Consider the following 15,705-nt stretch of genomic DNA (forward strand, 5'->3'; position numbering starts at 1 on the left):
CCCGTCATGAACCAGCCGCTCGCGGGCTTCGCCCCCGCACCCGTCACCGCCCGCATGGAGAACCACGGCAGCCACATGCTGAAGGTCGCCATGCAGACGGGGAACGACCTCTTCGCGCGCGTGGGGTCGATGGTCGCCTACGAAGGGTTCGTCACCTACGAGCCCAACCCGCCAGCCGTGCGCCAGATCGCACGGGACTGGCTCACCGGTGAGGGCGCGCCCCTGATGAAGTGTTCCGGGGACGGCCTGCTCTACCTCGCCGACTACGGGGCGAACGTCGTCGTCATCGACCTGGCCGGGGACGCGATCTCCGTCAACGCCACGAACCTGCTCGCCTTCGACGCGCATCTGCAGTGGGGTGTCGAACGCGTCAAGGGGCTCGCCAAGTTCGCCGGGCAGGGTCTGTGGAACACGAAGATCTCCGGTCAGGGCTGGGTCGCCCTGACCTCCCGGGGCACGCCCATCGTCGTCGACTGCGGCGGCGGTGAGGACGAGACGTACGTCGACCCGGACGCGCTCGTCGCCTGGTCCCCGAACCTGAAGGTGAAGGGCAAGCGCAGCTTCAAGGCGCAGTCGCTCATCGGGCGCGGCAGCGGCGAGGCGTACCAGATGGCGTTCTCCGGGCAGGGCATCGTGGTCGTCCAGCCCAGCGAGGACAGCACCGACCGCCTCCGGATCCGGGGCTGAGGGGGAACCGCACACCATGCAGAGCACGCTTTTCGGCTACAACGAGCAGCAGACCCAGGAGCGCTACAGCCTGCAGAACCCGCAGCTGCTGCGCGTCCTGCTGGAGGGCCACGACGACATCCTGGCGCGCAAGGGCACCATGGTCGCCTACCAGGGGCTCATCGAGTTCGACGCCGAGTACCAGAGCAGCGGCCAGCACCGTGCGCGCGCATACACCGGCGAGGGGCTGGACCTGATGCGCTGTCACGGACAGGGCACCGTCTACCTCGCCAATCTCGCCCAGTACGTCCACCTCATGGACGTCGAACAGGACGGGCTCACCGTCGACAGCAGCTATGTGCTGGCGATGGACTCCTCGCTGCACCACGAGGTCATCGCCGTGGACAGCCAGTACGGCATCTCCGGCTCCGGCAAGTACCAGCTCAACATCACCGGGCACGGCAAAGTCGCGCTCATGACGTCGGGCGCGCCCCTGCTGATGCAGGTCACGCCCGACAAGTACGTCAACTGCGACGCGGACGCGATCGTCGCCTGGTCCACCGGCCTGCGGGTGCAGATGCAGGCCCAGACGCACACCTCAGGGGTGTGGCGCCGGCGCGGCAACACCGGTGAGGGCTGGGAGCTCAGCTTCATGGGCAGCGGCTTCGCGCTGGTGCAGCCCAGCGAACTGCTGCCGCCGCAGAACGCGGTGATCGGACAGGGGCTGCGCGCCCAGTACGGCATGGGCCAGCACGGGGCACGGGCGCAGAACCAGGGCAACGTCTGGAGCTGACCACCCGGAGAAGCGGGACCGGGTAAGGGGCGACCGCCATGGCGACCGCCCCTTACGCGCATCCATACCTGCCGTCACAGCCTCGCGCGCGTCGTCTCCAGCAGACGTACGACCGAGTCGTCCGCCACGGTCGCCACCTCGTCGTAGGCGAACCAGCGCAGGTCCAGCGATTCGTCGCTGATCGCCTCGACGGCACCGGCCGGAGCGAGCGCCGCGTACTGGACGTCGAGATGCCAGGCGCACGGAGTGTGATGACGGTCCAGGCGCGCCGGGCCGCCGGGCAGCAGGGTGAGCCCCGCGATGCCCGACTCCTCCGTCGCCTCCCGCAGGGCCGCGTCCGCCAGCGTCGCGTCGGACGGCTCGCAGTGGCCGCCCATCTGCAGCCACATCCGCAGCTTCCCGTGCAGGGTCAGCAGCACCCGGTCGTGCTCGGGGTCGATCACCAGGGCGCTCGCCGTGACATGCCCGTCACGGCAGGCCTTCCACATGCCGTCCGGATGCGTCGCCAAGTGGTCCAGGTAGCCCTGGCGCAGCTCTTCCTGGCCCTCGTATCCCTTCAGGACGAGGACCGCGTCGTCATGGAGGCTCACTCGGCGTCGTCGCCCTCGGCGTCGCCCTCGTCCTTCTTGGTCAGGTCGGTCTTCCCGGTGGAGCCGCCCGCCGCCTCGCCGAGCATCTTGTCCAGCTCGGAGAAGTCGAGCTGCTCACGGTGCACAAAGCCGTCCGGGTCGTCCAGGTCGGACGCCGTGGGCAGCATGTCCGGGTGTGCCCACAGGCCGTCCCTGCCGTCCACGCCACGCGCGTCGGTGAGCGAGGCCCACAGACGGGAGGCGTCCCGCAGCCGGCGCGGACGCAGCTCCAGACCGATCAGCGTGGCGAACGTCTGCTCGGCGGGGCCGCCCGAGGCGCGGCGGCGACGCAGGGTCTCGCGCAGCGCGTCCGCGGAGCCCAGGCGCGGCTTCGCCGCGGCGTGCACCACCGCGTCCACCCAGCCCTCGACCAGTGCCAGCGCCGTCTCCAGACGGGCCAGGGCCGCCTTCTGCTCCGGGGTGTCCTCCGGCTGGAACATGCCCTGCTGGAGCGCCTGCTGCAGCTCCTCCGGGTTCTGCGGGTCGAACTGGCCGACCACGTCCTCCAGCTTGGCCGTGTCGACCTTGATGCCGCGCGCATAGCCCTCGACCGCGCCGAACAGGTGCGAGCGCAGCCACGGGACATGGGCGAACAGACGCTGGTGGGCGGCCTCCCGCAGGGCGAGATACAGCCGCACCTCCTCCTGGGGCACGCCCAGGTCCTTGCCGAGCGCCTCGATGTTCAGCGGCAGCAGCGCGGCCTTGCCGGCCGGGCCGAGCGGCAGACCGATGTCGGTGGACCCGACGACCTCGCCGGCGAGCACGCCGACGGCCTGCCCGATCTGCGTGCCGAACATGGCGCCGCCCATGGAACGCATCATGCCGATCAGCGGGCCCGCCATGGCCTGCATCTCCTCCGGCAGGACGTCGCCCATGGCCGCGCCGACGCGCTCGGCGACCGGGTCGACGAGCTCCTTCCACACCGGCAGGGTCGCCTCGACCCACTCCGCGCGGCTCCAGGCCACGGCGGAGCCGGCGCCCGACGGCAGCGACGTCACATCGTCGAGCCACAGGTCGGCAAGGCGGACGGCCTCCTCGACCGCGGAGCGCTCGCCGGGGCTCACGCTCGCGTCCTTGGTGCCGTCCGGGGTGCCCTGGGAGACCGTCTGGCGGGCGATCTGCTTGGCCATGTCCCAGTTCACCGGGCCGCCCTCGTAGGAGAGCATCTGACCCAGCTGCTGGAACGCGGCGCCCAGGTCGGTGGGGTTCAGGGAACCGAACATCGCGGCGAGCGGGTTGTCGGCGCCGGCTCCGCCGGCTCCGGACAGCCCGAAACCGAACGGGTTGGCCGGTCCCTGACCACCACCGCTCTCCTGGTCCTTCTTCTTGCCCTCGTCGCCGTTCTCCGGCTCCTCCGGCGGAAGGCCGAATCCGAATGGGGTGTCACTCACGGGATTCCTCGGCTGGTAAGGCCACCGGCTTTCTCCGGCGGCTGGCTGCCCGACAACACACCCAGCGTAGACACCCCGGCGCGATCGGGCCTGGGTGCTTCATCGACACCTGGGCTGCGGCAGGATGGATGCCACCTGGTACGGCCGCGTGTGCCGCGCCCGTACTGAAGACAACCGCTGGAGACGCCCGGTGAGTTCCCCAGATCCACAGGTTCGCGCAGCGCGAAACCATTCGGCCCGCCCGTCGCCCGACGACCGTCCCCGCCCGGCGGCGCAGCGCGGTGACCAGACGCCCGCCCTCCGCGGGCCCGTCGTCGCGGTCACCGGCGCCGCGTCCGGCGTCGGCGCGCTGCTGACCGAGCGGCTCGCCGCGTCCGACGAGATCAAGCAGGTCATCGCCATCGACGAGCGGCGCGGGGAGTGCGCGGCGGCGCAGTGGCACATCCTGGACGTGCGGGATCCGGCGATCGCCGACAAGCTGCGCGGCGCGGACGTCGTGGTGCACCTGGCCCTCGACCTCGACCTGGAGACGGATCCCGCGGCGCGCACGGCGTACAACGTGCGGGGCACGCAGACCGTGCTGACCGCCGCCGCGGCCGCCGGGGTGCACCGGGTGGTGCTGTGCACATCCGCGATGGTCTACGGGGCGCTGCCGGACAACGAGCTGCCGCTCTCGGAGGACGCCGAGCTGCGGGCCACGGCGGAGGCGACCGGGGTCGGGGACCTGCTGGAGATCGAGCGGCTGGCGCGGCGGGCGCCGCGCGCGCACCCGGGACTCAATGTCATCGTGGTACGGCCGGCCGTGCTGGTCGGCGGCACGGACACCGCGCTGACCAGGTATTTCGAGTCGCCCCGGCTGCTGGTGGTGGCGGGGTCGCGGCCGGCCTGGCAGTTCTGCCATGTCGAGGACCTGTGCAGCGCCCTGGAGTACGCCGTCCTGGAGAAGGTGGAGGGGGAGCTCGCCGTCGGGTGCGACGGATGGCTGGAGCAGGAGGAGGTCGAGGAGCTGAGCGGGATCCGGCGGATGGAGCTGCCCTCGGCGGTCGCCCTGGGGGCGGCGGCCCGGCTGCACCGGATCGGACTGACGCCGTCGCCCGCCGGTGACCTCGCGTACACGATGTACCCGTGGGTGGTCAGCGGCAGCCGGCTGCACGACGCCGGATGGCGGCCCCGGTGGACGAACGAGGAGGTCCTCGCGGAGTTGCTGGAGGAGGCGTCCGGGCGGCACACCGTGGCGGGCCGGCGGCTCGGCCGCAAGGACGCGACGGCGGCGGGTGCCGCGGGCGCCACGGTGGCTCTGCTCGGTGCGGCCGCGGTGGTGCGGCGGGCGCGCAAGGCCCGGCGGCGCATCTGAGGGCTCGCCTCTCGCGCGCGTGCCGGCGGATCTCTGCCTCGGGGCACCACTCCGCGTGCGCGTACCGGCGGATCTCTGCCTCGGGGCACCACTCCGCGTGCGCGTACCGGCGGATCTCTCCTTTTCTCGCCCCGGAGGCGTACGGCACGATGGGGGCATGGCACCCCACAGCAACCACCCCGGTGAGCGCGCGGCGGACGATCCGATCAAGCTGCTCGCGATCCGCGACACCCCGCTCTCTCTCGACGAGGTCTTCCGGGCGGTCGGGGACGACGCGGCCGGGGGGACGGCGCTGTTCGTCGGGACCGTGCGCAACCACGACGCCGGGGCGGACGTCGAGGAGCTGGCGTACTCGAGCCACCCCAGCGCCGAGGCGGAGATGCGGCGGATCGCCGAGAAGGTCGCCGCCGACCATCCCGTGCGGGCCCTCGCGGCCGTGCACCGCGTCGGGAACCTGAGGGTCGGCGACCTCGCCGTGGTCGTCGCCGTGGCCTGCCCCCACCGGGGCGAGGCCTTCGAGGCGTGCCGCAGGCTGATCGACGATCTCAAGCACGAGGTGCCGATCTGGAAGCACCAGACGTTCTCCGACGGGACGGAGGAATGGGTGGGCGCGTGCTGACCCCCGGGCGCCGTCCGGCGGCGCCGTCCGCCCCCGGCGCACTCCGCTCATAGGGTTAACCAAGCTCTCACCGGGCTCCGGTTGCGTAACCGCACCCCTGACGCGAGCGTTGACAGGGCGGATGGTTAATCTGCTGATCAGTCAGTTGCGGTCGCTCATGGGGTTGGGAGGTCGGCATGGCGGCGCTCGCCTGGTTGCTGATTCCGCTTTTGGCTGCGATCGGTGCCGGACTGTGGGGCGGCTGGGCCGGTCGTCATCGCAAGACCGCGGGTGACGGCACCGAGCTCGCCGGATACGCGCGATTCCGCGAAGCCATGGAGAAATCCCACTCAGGCACCTGAGATCCTGCCGCCCGAGGGGCCGCCCACACGGATGGGACGGCCCCGGGGGTGCACTGACAGGACCGTCCCGTACTGTCGTTCCATGCCACGCCGCACCGCGACGATGCTCGCCTCCACCCTGATGCTGATCGCGCTCCTGTGCGCGGGAGTGTTCATCAAAGTGCCGTACTCGGAGATGTCCCCGGGGCCGACGGTGAACACCCTCGCCGAGCACGACGGCGAGCCGGTGCTGCAGATCTCCGGGCGCAAGACCTATCCGACGACCGGCCATCTGAACATGACCACCGTCCGGGTCACCAGCGCCGACTACAACATGAACCTGGTCGAGGCCGTCTACGGCTGGCTCGCGCACGACGACAAGGTCGTCCCGCACGACACGCTCTACCCGGACGGCAAGACCGAACAGCAGTCCACGCAGGAGAACGCCGAGGAGTTCTCCCAGTCCCAGGAGAGCGCCAAGGTCGCCGCCCTCAAGCAGCTGGGCATCCCAGTGAGGTCCTGGGTGATCGTCGCCACCGTCCTCAAGGGCTCGCCCGCCGAGGGCAGGCTGCACGCCGGTGACGTCATCAAGGCCGTCGACGGGGCGCCCGTGAAGGGGCCCGACGACGTCGCCAAGCTGGTCACCAAGCACAAGCCGGGACAGGACGTCGTCTTCACGATCGTGCCCGCCAAGGAGCAGGCCGCCGCCGAGAAGGCGCAGAAGACGGCCACCAGGACCCAGAATGTGACGATCACCACGGCGAAGTCTCACGACAGCGGTCGGCAGCGGGCCATCGTCGGGATCTCCGCCGGGACGGACCACACCTTCCCGTTCACGATCGACATCAAGCTCGCCGACGTCGGCGGTCCGAGCGCGGGGCTGATGTTCGCCCTCGGCATCGTCGACAAGCTCACCCCGGACGACCTCACCGGCGGAAAGTTCGTGGCCGGCACCGGCACCATCGACGACGACGGGAACGTCGGTCCGATCGGCGGGGTCGAGATGAAGACCGTCGGCGCGCGCGAGAAGGGCGCCCAGTACTTCCTGACGCCCAAGGACAACTGCGCGGCCGCCGCCCACGACACCCCCGAGGGCCTCACCCTCGTCCGGGTCAACACCATCGGCGACGCCCTGAACGCCCTCAAGGACATCCGCACCGGCAAGACCGCCGACCTGCCGAAGTGCACCACCAAGGGCTAGGTGTTCTTCCCGCCGGGCGCGCGACTCCCCCGGCCCGGCGGCTGGGAGGTGCCCCCAGGCACGGCACCTCGTCGCGTGGTCGGGTCACCCGAGTACGTCCGGTGCGCGGATGAGCCTCCGCCTTGCGATGCTCCCCCGGCTACCGCTGGGAGGCCTGCGCCGGACGCCGCGCGCTGATCCGGCGTGAATTGTCAGACACTCCCTAAAGACGCACGAACGGGCTCCGCGCGCCCGGGCGCAGGGCCCGCGCTCCCGGGCGCGCGCCGCGCCGCGGGGCGCGTACTACGACGGCGGGGGCGCCCCCTGATCATCAGGGGGCGCCCCCGCCGTCGTAGTACGCGCGGGCCTCAGTCCGCGAACGTCGCCGTCAGTGCCTCCGCGAGCCCCGGCACCAGGTCCGGACCCGTCAGCACCTCCGTCGGCGAGTCCTTCTCGCGCAGTCGCAGGGCCGAGTCGCGCGCACCGTCGCGCAGCACCGCCACCGTCATCCGCACCTCCTGGCGGTCCGGGTGCTCGGCGACCCACCGGGCGAGCTTCTTGTCGCTCAGCCCCTGCGGGACCGTGGCTTCCGCGGACGGCGGCAGCATCAGCCGCTCCACCGCGAGCGCGCAGCCGACGACCGCGTCGGGCCAGGCGATGGTGGCGAGGAACTCGTCCAGCGGCCTGTCGGCAGGGACCTCCTCCTGCTCGATCGGGGTGAGGCCCGCGGACTCGGACTCGTCCTCCAGGCCGAGCTGGGCCGCGAGCGAGGGTTCCTGGGCCCGCAGTCGCGCGGTGTCGACGAGGGCGAAGAGGCGAGCGGGCTGGTCCCACCCGAGGCCGGAGACGTACTCGTCGATCTCGAGTACGGCCCGGGTGAGGGGGCTCGCTGCCATGGGAGTGTTGGACATGGTCACAATCCTGCCTCGTTCACACCCGGAATCGGGAACCGAGTAAAGCGCCAGTAAGTTGCATAGGTGGGGCTCCGCGATGGTGGAGCCTCATCCATGGTCCGCGTTCACGGGGGCCTGACGGATCAACACGGATCAACCAGCGAACTTCGAGGTGCGCACCTTGGCTTTCCAGATGCCGGACCGCGGCGGAGGCCCGACGGGGCCGCGGATCAGAGTGGGCCGTCCGTCCGGGCGCGCCCGGACCCTGCTCATGACACTGGGGGTCCTCGCCGTCCTCGGTATGGCGTTCGTCATGTTCGCCGGCTTCTGGACGGACTGGCTCTGGTACCGGTCGGTGAACTACTCGTCCGTCTTCACGACCACACTGTGGACCAAGATCGGGCTCTTCTTCGTCTTCGGTCTGCTGATGGCGGCCGCGGTCGGCTTCAACGTCTGGCTCGCGCACCGGATGCGTCCGCCGCTGAGTGCCATGTCCATGGAGCAGCAGAGCCTCGACCGCTACCGGATGGGGATCGCGCCCTACAAGAGGTGGCTGCTCCTCGCGATCACCGCCCTGGTGGGCCTGATCGCGGGCGCCTCCGCGGCCGGCCAGTGGCAGACCTGGCTGATGTGGGTCAACGGCGTGCCCTTCCACCAGAAGGACCCCCAGTTCCACCTGGACGTCTCCTTCTACGCCTTCGACCTGCCCTGGTACCGCTTCCTGCTGGCCTTCGGCTTCGCCGCCACGGTGCTGTCGCTGATCGCCGCCGCGCTCACGCACTACCTCTACGGCGGTCTCCGGCTCACCTCCCCGGGAGCGCGCGCCACGGCCGCCGCGACCGGACACCTGTCGGTGCTGCTCGGCGTCTTCGTCGCCCTGAAGGCGGTCGCCTACTGGCTCGACCGGTACGGACTCGCCGTGAAGTCCAGCGACTTCAAGGCGACCGGCGACTGGACCGGCCTGAGGTACGTCGACGCGAACGCCTACCTGCCCGCCAAGACCATCCTGTTCTGCATCGCGGTCATCTGCGCGCTGCTCTTCTTCGCCACCCTGTGGCGGCGCACCTGGCAGCTGCCCGTCATCGGCTTCGGCCTGATGGTCCTGTCGGCGATCCTCATCGGCGGGCTGTACCCGGCGATCGTGCAGAAGTTCCAGGTCCAGCCGAACGAGCAGGCCAAGGAAGCGCCGTACGTCGCGAAGAACCTCAAGGCGACCCGCGAGGCCTACGGCATCGACGACGCCCAGGTCACCGAGTACGACGGCACGAGCAACACCAAGGACAAGGACAAGCTGCGCACGGACGCCGACGCCACGGCGAGCATCCGACTGCTGGACCCGAACGTCGTCTCGCCGACGTTCCAGCAGCTGCAGCAGATGAAGAACTACTACGCCTTCCCGACCAACCTGGACGTCGACCGCTACACCAAGGACGGCAAGGACCAGGACACGGTCATCGGTCTGCGTGAGCTGAACCTGGCGGGCATCCCGAAGCAGAACTGGATCAACGACCACTTCCGCTACACCCACGGCTACGGTGTGGTCTCCGCCAAGGGCACCACCGCCGACGGCAACGGCCAGCCCGTGTTCACCGAGTCCGACCTGCCGTCCTCCGGCGATCTCGGCACGTACGAGCAGCGGATCTACTACGGCGAGAAGACCACCGAGTACTCGATCGTCGGCGGTCCCCAGAAGGAGATCGACTACTCCGACGACAGCGGCGAGAAGACCACCTCCTACCAGGGCAAGAGCGGCGTCAGCCTCTCCAACCCGATCAACCGGGCCGCGTACGCGGTCGCGTTCGGGGAGCCGCAGATCCTCTACTCCGGCGCCATCGGCGACGGCTCGCGGATCCTGTACAACCGCACGCCCAAGCAGCGCGTGGAGGCGGTCGCGCCCTGGCTGACCATCGACGGCGACGCCTACCCTGCGGTCGTCGACGGCCGGATCCAGTGGATCGTCGACGCCTACACGACGACGAACGGCTATCCCTACGCGTCTCGTACGACGCTCGGCGACACGACGGCCGACTCGCTCACCGCCGGCAACACCCAGCGCGCGGTGATGGCCCAGCAGAACCAGGTCAACTACATCCGCAACTCGGTGAAGGCGACCGTCGACGCGTACACCGGCGAGGTCAAGCTCTACCAGTGGGACACCGAGGACCCGGTGCTGAAGACCTGGATGAAGGCGTTCCCGGGGACCGTGAAGCCGCGGACCGACATCTCGCCCTCGCTGATGTCCCATCTGCGGTACCCGCAGGACCTGTTCAAGGTTCAGCGTGAACTCCTCACCCGCTACCACGTGAAGGACGCGCAGACGTTCCTCAGCGGCAGCGAGGTGTGGCAGGTGCCGGACGACCCCACCAACAAGTCGGGCAACGCGGTGCCGCCGTACTACCTGAGCATGAAGATGCCCGACCAGTCCGCGCAGGCGTTCTCGCTGACGACGACGTTCACACCGAACGGCCGCGACAACCTGAGCGCCTTCATGTCGGTCAACGCCGAGGCGGGCAGCCCCGATTACGGCAAGATCAGAGTCCTGAAGCTGCCGACGAGCAAGACGGTCGACGGCCCCAAGCAGGTCCAGAGCCAGTTCAACTCCGAACAGGACATCGCCGAGTCGATCAGGCTCCTCAAGGGCGGTGACTCGGACATCGAGTACGGCAACCTGCTCACCGTCCCGATCGACGGCGGCCTGCTGTACGTGGAACCGGTCTATGTGCGCGGTGGCGGCCTCAAGTACCCGCTGCTGCGCAAGGTGCTGGTGACCTACGGCGGCAACACGGCGTTCGAGGACACCCTCGGCCAGGCGCTCGACAAGGTCTTCGGGGCGCAGACCTCGACCTCCCCGCCGGGGACCGGGACCACCAACCCGCCGCCGCCGTCCGGAAACCCGACGGTCCAACAGGCGCTCCAGGACGCCCAGAAGGCGTTCGACGCCGGCCAGGAGGCCCTCAAGAAGGGTGACTGGGGGGCGTACGGACAGGCGCAGAAGGATCTTCAGGACGCGCTGAAGCGGGCCGCGGAGGCACAGTCCAAGGCCGGCAAGACCACCGGCGGCAGCAGCGGGGCGAAGGGCGGCACGAGCCCGTCCGCCGGTCCGAGCGGCTCGCCCGGCAGCTCACCCAGTGGTTCACCGAGCAGCAGCCCGAGCGGTTCGCCCAGCGGTTCGGGCGGCGGCTGAACCGAGAGCCCTCCCGCGCCGTGATACTGTTGCACAACAACGGCGCGGGGTGGAGCAGCTCGGTAGCTCGCTGGGCTCATAACCCAGAGGTCGCAGGTTCAAATCCTGTCCCCGCTACTGAAGTCGAGGGCCCGGATCCTGATCAGGATCCGGGCCCTCGACGTGTGCGGACGCATGACGGGGGCGTGCGAAGACACGACGAGGCGTACGGCGTGACCTGGCGACTCATGTGAAGTGGGGCGGAATGCGCGGGCAGTTGGCCTCCTCTGTGTTTGACTTGTCTCTCTGTGGGCATGTCGACAAAACGCTGAAGTGACCTCACTGGCTGCGGTATACCAGGTGTACCCAGGTTGCAGGTGGTGCGACGATGGACGTTATGGGGGACAAGGCAACTCTGTTCGAATCAGGGCGAATTGTGCAGCCCGCCAGGCGGGACGAGGTGGGCGAAAAAGGCGAGGCCGTCGAGACCGGGGAGGCCGTCGTCGAGACCGGTGAGGCCGTCGAGGAGGTACGCAACCGACTCGCCGCGGAGGCCGGTGACATCGAGGCGATGAGCGTCCTCGGGGCGATGCTGCTGCGCCGTGGCGATCTGGACGGGGCCGAGCCCCAGCTGCGTGCCGCCACCGCCGCGGGTGACCGTGCCGCGGCCAACAACCTGGGTGTCCTGCTGCACCAGCGGGGGTACGCCGACGAGGCCGCGGGCTGGTGGCGGGTCGCCGCCGTCGCCGGGTCGGCCGCCGCGGCGCACGCGCTCGGCCGGCACCACCGCGAGCGCGGCGACGAACCCGCCGCGGAGTACTGGCTGCGCCAGTCCGCGGAACAGGGTCACACCCTCGGCGCGTACGCGCTCGCGGATCTGCTGGAGCACCGTGGTGACGAGAGCGCCGAGCGGTGGATGCGGGCCGCCGCCGAGCGCGGTCACCGCGAGGCCGCCTACCGGCTGGCGCGGACACTGGACCGCAGGGCCCTGGAGGTCCAGGAGACCGTCGGTGACAACGGTGTCAGGGCGTCCGGCCCGGAGGAGGCCGAGCAGTGGTATCGGCAGGCCGCCGCGCGCGGCCACCGCCGGGCCGCGCTGCACCTCGGCGCGATCCTGGAGAAGCGGGGGGAGCTGAAGGAGGCGGGGCGCTGGTATCTGACGAGCGCCAAGGACGGCGAGGCGCGGGCCGCCTGCGCGCTCGGCTTCCTGCTGCGGGACGCGGGGGACACCGAGAGCGCCGCCGTGTGGTGGCTGCGGGCCGCGCAGGAGGGCGACGGCAACGCGGCGAACGCACTCGGCGCGCTGCACGCCGAGCGGGGCGAGACGCAGACCGCCGAGCGCTGGTACCGGGCCGCGATGGACGCGGGCGACATCAACGGCGCCTACAACCTGGCCCTGCTCTGCGCGGAGCAGGGCCGCACCGCGCACGCCGAGCAGTGGTACCGGCGGGCGGCCTACAGCGGGCACCGCGAGGCGGCGAACGCGCTCGCCATCCTGCTGCTGCACGGCGGGGACACGACGGGCGCCGAGCCGTGGTTCTCCAAGGCCGCGGAGGCGGGGAGCGTGGACGCCGCCTTCAACCTCGGGATTCTGCACGCCGGGCGCGGCGACGACACGACGGCGCTCGCCTGGTACGAGCGGGCGGCGGCCGCCGGGCACACCGAGGCCGCCCTCCAGGTCGGGATCGCGCGGCTGCGGGACGGGGACGAGCAGACGGCCGAGCGGCATCTGCGGTGCGCCGCCGGGGGCGGCAGCGCCGAGGCCGCCTATCGGCTGGCCACCGTGCTGGACGCGCGCCGACCGCCCCCGCCCGCCCACGAGCTGGGGGAGGCGTCGCAGGAGAAGAGCGAGTGCGAGGAGTGGTACGAGCGGGCGGCGACGCAAGGACACCGGCGGGCGCAGGTGCGGGTCGGCATGCTGGCCGCGGCGCGAGGTGATGTCGTGGAGGCGGCCCGGTGGTACCGGGAGGCTGCCGAGGGCGGATCGCGCAACGGGGCGTTCAACCTGGGACTGCTGCTGGCCCGGGAGGGGAGCGAGCCGGAGGCCGCGCTGTGGTGGACGCGGGCGGCGGACGCGGGCCACGGCCGGGCGGCGCTGCGGCTGGCCCTTGTGTACGCGCGACGGGGAGAGCTGGCGGAGGGTCAGCGGTGGGCCGACCGGGCCGTGTCGCTCGGGCCGGCCGAGGTGTCCGAACGGGCCGAGCGACTGCGGGACGCACTGCGGCAGGAGCTGTCGGCGTGACGACCTGCGCGACCCGTGGCGGCGAGGGCCGCGCCAGGCCCGTCCCGCCCCGGCGGCCCCGCCTCGCGGGAGTGATTTGCCTCTGTCCGCGCTGTTGACGTAATGTTGCGTTCACCGACGCGGGGTGGAGCAGCTCGGTAGCTCGCTGGGCTCATAACCCAGAGGTCGCAGGTTCAAATCCTGTCCCCGCTACTGAAGGCCAGGGCCGGAATCCGAAAGGGTTCCGGCCCTGACTTGTATACGGCCGCTGATCGCCTGTCTCGTCCGCCGGAGCACGGATTTTCGTCCGTCGGAGAACAGCCGAATCCCGCCCCCCGGGGGATGAGTACGCGAGCGAGCCCCGGGGAAGATCACCCGCCATGGACGCGGCCCGCACAGCAGACAGCCCCGGCACCTGTGCGGTGCCGGGGCCCCCGGGAGAGCCGTGCTTATGCCGTCACGCAGTCCGGGCACAGCCCGCGGTACGTCACCTCGACGTCCGAGACCGTGAAGCCGAAGCGCTCCGAGGTCGGAAGGTCGGCCATCGGGTCGCCGGTCGGGTGGACGTCACGGATCGCGCCACAGCGGGCGCAGACCAGGTGGTGGTGCGGCCGGTGGGCGTTCGGGTCGTACCGCTTGGCGCGCTTGTCCGTCGCGACCTCGAGGATCTCACCGAGGGACACGAGCTCACCCAGCGTGTTGTAGACGGTCGCCCGGGAGATCTCGGGCAACCTGGCGACGGCCCGCGCATGCACCTCGTCGGCCGTCAGGTGGACGTGTTCACCGTCGAGGACCTCGGCCACGACACGCCGCTGCGCGGTCATCCGCCATCCGCGTCCGCGCAGCCGTTCCAACAGGTCACTCATACAGACCAGCCTAACAGCAAGGGGACCAGGTCCCGAATGGGTGTGACTTTGGAGCTTTGCTTGACTTAGACATTGTCCATTGTAGGATCGACATCGACTTTGGCCAAGAGACAGGGTTGGTCAGAAACGATGCAGGAGGCGCAGTGACGCAGGGACCGCTCACGACGGAAGCCGGTGCTCCGGTAGCCGACAACCAGAACAGTGAGACCGCGGGCGTCGGCGGCCCGGTTCTCGTTCAGGATCAGCACCTCTTCGAGAAGCTGGCCCACTTCAACCGGGAGCGCATCCCGGAGCGTGTGGTGCACGCCCGTGGCGCGGGCGCCTATGGCACCTTCACCCTCACCGCCGATGTCACCCAGTACACGCGTGCCAAGTTCCTCTCCGAGGTCGGCAAGCAGACCGAGGTCTTCCTGCGCTTCTCGACCGTGGCGGGCAACCTGGGTGCCGCGGACGCCGTGCGTGACCCCCGCGGCTTCGCGCTGAAGTTCTACACCGAGGAGGGCAACTACGACCTCGTCGGCAACAACACCCCGGTGTTCTTCGTCAAGGACGCCATCAAGTTCCCCGACTTCATCCACACCCAGAAGCGCGACCCTTACACCGGTTCGCAGGAGCCGGACAACGTCTGGGACTTCTGGGGTCTGTCGCCCGAGTCCACCCACCAGGTGACCTGGCTGCACGGCGACCGCGGCATCCCGGCGTCGTACCGCCACATGAACGGTTACGGCTCGCACACCTACCAGTGGAACAACGAGGCGGGCGAGGCCTTCTGGGTCAAGTACCACTTCAAGACGGACCAGGGGATCAAGACCCTCACCAACGACGAGGCCAACAAGCTCGCCGGTGAGGACCCCGACTCGCACCAGCGCGACCTGCGCGAGGCCATCGAGCGCGGCGAGTTCCCGAGCTGGACCGTGCAGGTCCAGATCATGCCGGCGGCGGACGCGGCGACCTACCGCTTCAACCCGTTCGACCTCACCAAGGTGTGGCCGCACGAGGACTACCCGCCGATCGAGATCGGCAAGCTGGAGCTCAACCGCAACCCGGAGAACATCTTCGCCGAGGTGGAGCAGTCGATCTTCAGCCCCGCCCACTTCGTGCCGGGCATCGGTCCCTCGCCGGACAAGATGCTCCAGGGCCGCCTCTTCGCCTACGGCGACGCCCACCGCTACCGCGTCGGCATCAACGCCGACCACCTGCCGGTGAACCGTCCGCACGCCACCGAGGCGCGCACCAACTCCCGCGACGGCTACCTGTACGACGGCCGCCACAAGGGTGCGAAGAACTACGAGCCGAACAGCTTCGGCGGCCCGTTCCAGACGGACCGTCCGCTGTGGCAGCCGTTCGACGCCTTCACGGCCGGCACCGGCACCCACGAGGCTCCGGTCCACGCCGAGGACAACGACTTCGTGCAGGCGGGCAACCTCTACCGGCTCATGTCGGAGGGGGAGAAGGAGCGCCTGATCGGCAACCTCGCGGGCGCCATCTCGAAGGTCTCGCGCGACGACATCGTCGAGCGCGCGATCAACAACTTCCGTCAGGCCGACGGGGACTTCGGCAAGCGCCTGGAGGCCGCGGTCCAGGCCCTGCGCGGCTGACCCGGGTTGGAC

13 protein-coding genes and 2 tRNA genes are annotated in these 15,705 nt (G+C 70.3%); 11 read left to right on the forward strand and 4 right to left on the reverse strand.

What is annotated here, in order from left to right:
• Window positions 1-6 precede the first annotated feature (6 nt).
• Both ACFY2Z_RS20420 and ACFY2Z_RS20425 read left to right on the forward strand, forming a co-directional pair.
• Window positions 7-687 (forward strand): AIM24 family protein, encoded by a 681-nt coding sequence (locus ACFY2Z_RS20420; protein ID WP_390745517.1) that lies wholly within the window; start codon window positions 7-9, stop codon window positions 685-687.
• Window positions 688-703: 16 nt separating this feature from the next.
• Entirely contained in the window at window positions 704-1,459 is a 756-nt protein-coding gene (locus ACFY2Z_RS20425) for an AIM24 family protein (RefSeq protein WP_390745518.1), read from the forward strand.
• Window positions 1,460-1,533: 74 nt separating this feature from the next.
• Here the strand turns inward: ACFY2Z_RS20425 and ACFY2Z_RS20430 are convergent, their stop codons facing one another.
• Together ACFY2Z_RS20430 and ACFY2Z_RS20435 are read right to left on the reverse strand one after the other, a co-directional pair.
• Window positions 1,534-2,049: an NUDIX hydrolase gene (locus tag ACFY2Z_RS20430; protein ID WP_390745519.1), complete on the reverse strand. Its 516-nt coding sequence runs from the start codon at window positions 2,047-2,049 to the stop codon at window positions 1,534-1,536.
• A complete protein-coding gene (locus tag ACFY2Z_RS20435) occupies window positions 2,046-3,479 on the reverse strand; it encodes a zinc-dependent metalloprotease (protein ID WP_390745520.1) in 1,434 nt (477 codons plus the stop codon). Before ACFY2Z_RS20435 ends, ACFY2Z_RS20430 begins: the two co-directional genes overlap by 4 nt.
• A gap of 190 nt (window positions 3,480-3,669) precedes the next feature.
• Between ACFY2Z_RS20435 and ACFY2Z_RS20440 the strand changes: the two genes are divergently transcribed.
• The 4 genes from ACFY2Z_RS20440 (at window position 3,670) to ACFY2Z_RS20455 (ending at window position 6,973) form a co-directional block, all read left to right on the forward strand.
• Window positions 3,670-4,833: an SDR family oxidoreductase gene (locus tag ACFY2Z_RS20440; protein ID WP_390745521.1), complete on the forward strand. Its 1,164-nt coding sequence runs from the start codon at window positions 3,670-3,672 to the stop codon at window positions 4,831-4,833.
• Window positions 4,834-4,990: 157 nt separating this feature from the next.
• Complete coding sequence (locus ACFY2Z_RS20445) at window positions 4,991-5,452, forward strand: molybdenum cofactor biosynthesis protein MoaE (RefSeq protein WP_365159840.1); 462 nt, start codon at window positions 4,991-4,993, stop codon at window positions 5,450-5,452.
• A 176-nt stretch (window positions 5,453-5,628) separates the two neighbouring features.
• Window positions 5,629-5,793 carry a hypothetical protein gene (locus ACFY2Z_RS20450; RefSeq protein WP_355918258.1) on the forward strand — a complete coding sequence of 55 codons (165 nt, stop codon included), beginning with the start codon at window positions 5,629-5,631 and terminating at the stop codon, window positions 5,791-5,793.
• Between the two features lie 82 nt (window positions 5,794-5,875).
• Window positions 5,876-6,973 (forward strand): PDZ domain-containing protein, encoded by a 1,098-nt coding sequence (locus ACFY2Z_RS20455; protein WP_390745522.1) that lies wholly within the window; start codon window positions 5,876-5,878, stop codon window positions 6,971-6,973.
• A 347-nt stretch (window positions 6,974-7,320) separates the two neighbouring features.
• Here ACFY2Z_RS20455 and ACFY2Z_RS20460 read toward each other — a convergent pair whose 3' ends face one another.
• Window positions 7,321-7,863, reverse strand: coding sequence for a PPA1309 family protein (locus tag ACFY2Z_RS20460; RefSeq protein ID WP_390745523.1), 543 nt, complete (start codon window positions 7,861-7,863; stop codon window positions 7,321-7,323).
• 175 nt (window positions 7,864-8,038) lie between these two features.
• Here ACFY2Z_RS20460 and ACFY2Z_RS20465 point away from each other — a divergent pair, with 175 nt between their 5' ends.
• The 4 genes from ACFY2Z_RS20465 (at window position 8,039) to ACFY2Z_RS20480 (ending at window position 13,442) form a co-directional block, all read left to right on the forward strand.
• Window positions 8,039-11,029, forward strand: coding sequence for a UPF0182 family protein (locus ACFY2Z_RS20465; protein WP_390745617.1), 2,991 nt, complete (start codon window positions 8,039-8,041; stop codon window positions 11,027-11,029).
• A gap of 43 nt (window positions 11,030-11,072) precedes the next feature.
• Window positions 11,073-11,146, forward strand: a tRNA-Met gene (locus ACFY2Z_RS20470).
• 250 nt (window positions 11,147-11,396) lie between these two features.
• A complete protein-coding gene (locus tag ACFY2Z_RS20475; RefSeq protein ID WP_390745524.1) occupies window positions 11,397-13,250 on the forward strand; it encodes a tetratricopeptide repeat protein in 1,854 nt (617 codons plus the stop codon).
• Between the two features lie 118 nt (window positions 13,251-13,368).
• Window positions 13,369-13,442: transfer RNA gene (locus ACFY2Z_RS20480), tRNA-Met, on the forward strand.
• Between the two features lie 236 nt (window positions 13,443-13,678).
• On the opposite strand, the gene ACFY2Z_RS20485 is transcribed toward ACFY2Z_RS20480, so the two are convergent.
• On the reverse strand, window positions 13,679-14,095 hold the full coding sequence (locus tag ACFY2Z_RS20485; protein ID WP_390745525.1) for a Fur family transcriptional regulator: 417 nt from the start codon (window positions 14,093-14,095) through the stop codon (window positions 13,679-13,681).
• 143 nt (window positions 14,096-14,238) lie between these two features.
• Between ACFY2Z_RS20485 and ACFY2Z_RS20490 the strand changes: the two genes are divergently transcribed.
• Window positions 14,239-15,693 carry a catalase gene (locus tag ACFY2Z_RS20490; RefSeq protein WP_390745526.1) on the forward strand — a complete coding sequence of 485 codons (1,455 nt, stop codon included), beginning with the start codon at window positions 14,239-14,241 and terminating at the stop codon, window positions 15,691-15,693.
• The last annotated feature ends 12 nt before the right edge of the window (window positions 15,694-15,705 follow it).

Source organism: Streptomyces sp. NPDC001222 (genome assembly GCF_042896945.1).
Taxonomy (GTDB): domain Bacteria; phylum Actinomycetota; class Actinomycetes; order Streptomycetales; family Streptomycetaceae; genus Streptomyces; species Streptomyces gibsoniae.

Bases quoted from the DNA above. Each gene is read 5' to 3' on its own strand.
- ACFY2Z_RS20420 (WP_390745517.1), top strand. From the start codon at position 7: ATGAACCAGCCGCTCGCGGGCTTCGCCCCCGCACCCGTCACCGCCCGC.
- ACFY2Z_RS20445 (WP_365159840.1), top strand. From the start codon at position 4,991: ATGGCACCCCACAGCAACCACCCCGGTGAGCGCGCGGCGGACGATCCG.
- ACFY2Z_RS20485 (WP_390745525.1), bottom strand. From the start codon at position 14,095: ATGAGTGACCTGTTGGAACGGCTGCGCGGACGCGGATGGCGGATGACC.
- ACFY2Z_RS20455 (WP_390745522.1), top strand. From the start codon at position 5,876: ATGCCACGCCGCACCGCGACGATGCTCGCCTCCACCCTGATGCTGATC.
- ACFY2Z_RS20425 (WP_390745518.1), top strand. From the start codon at position 704: ATGCAGAGCACGCTTTTCGGCTACAACGAGCAGCAGACCCAGGAGCGC.
- ACFY2Z_RS20450 (WP_355918258.1), top strand. From the start codon at position 5,629: ATGGCGGCGCTCGCCTGGTTGCTGATTCCGCTTTTGGCTGCGATCGGT.
- ACFY2Z_RS20460 (WP_390745523.1), bottom strand. From the start codon at position 7,863: ATGTCCAACACTCCCATGGCAGCGAGCCCCCTCACCCGGGCCGTACTC.
- ACFY2Z_RS20465 (WP_390745617.1), top strand. From the start codon at position 8,039: ATGCCGGACCGCGGCGGAGGCCCGACGGGGCCGCGGATCAGAGTGGGC.
- ACFY2Z_RS20475 (WP_390745524.1), top strand. From the start codon at position 11,397: ATGGACGTTATGGGGGACAAGGCAACTCTGTTCGAATCAGGGCGAATT.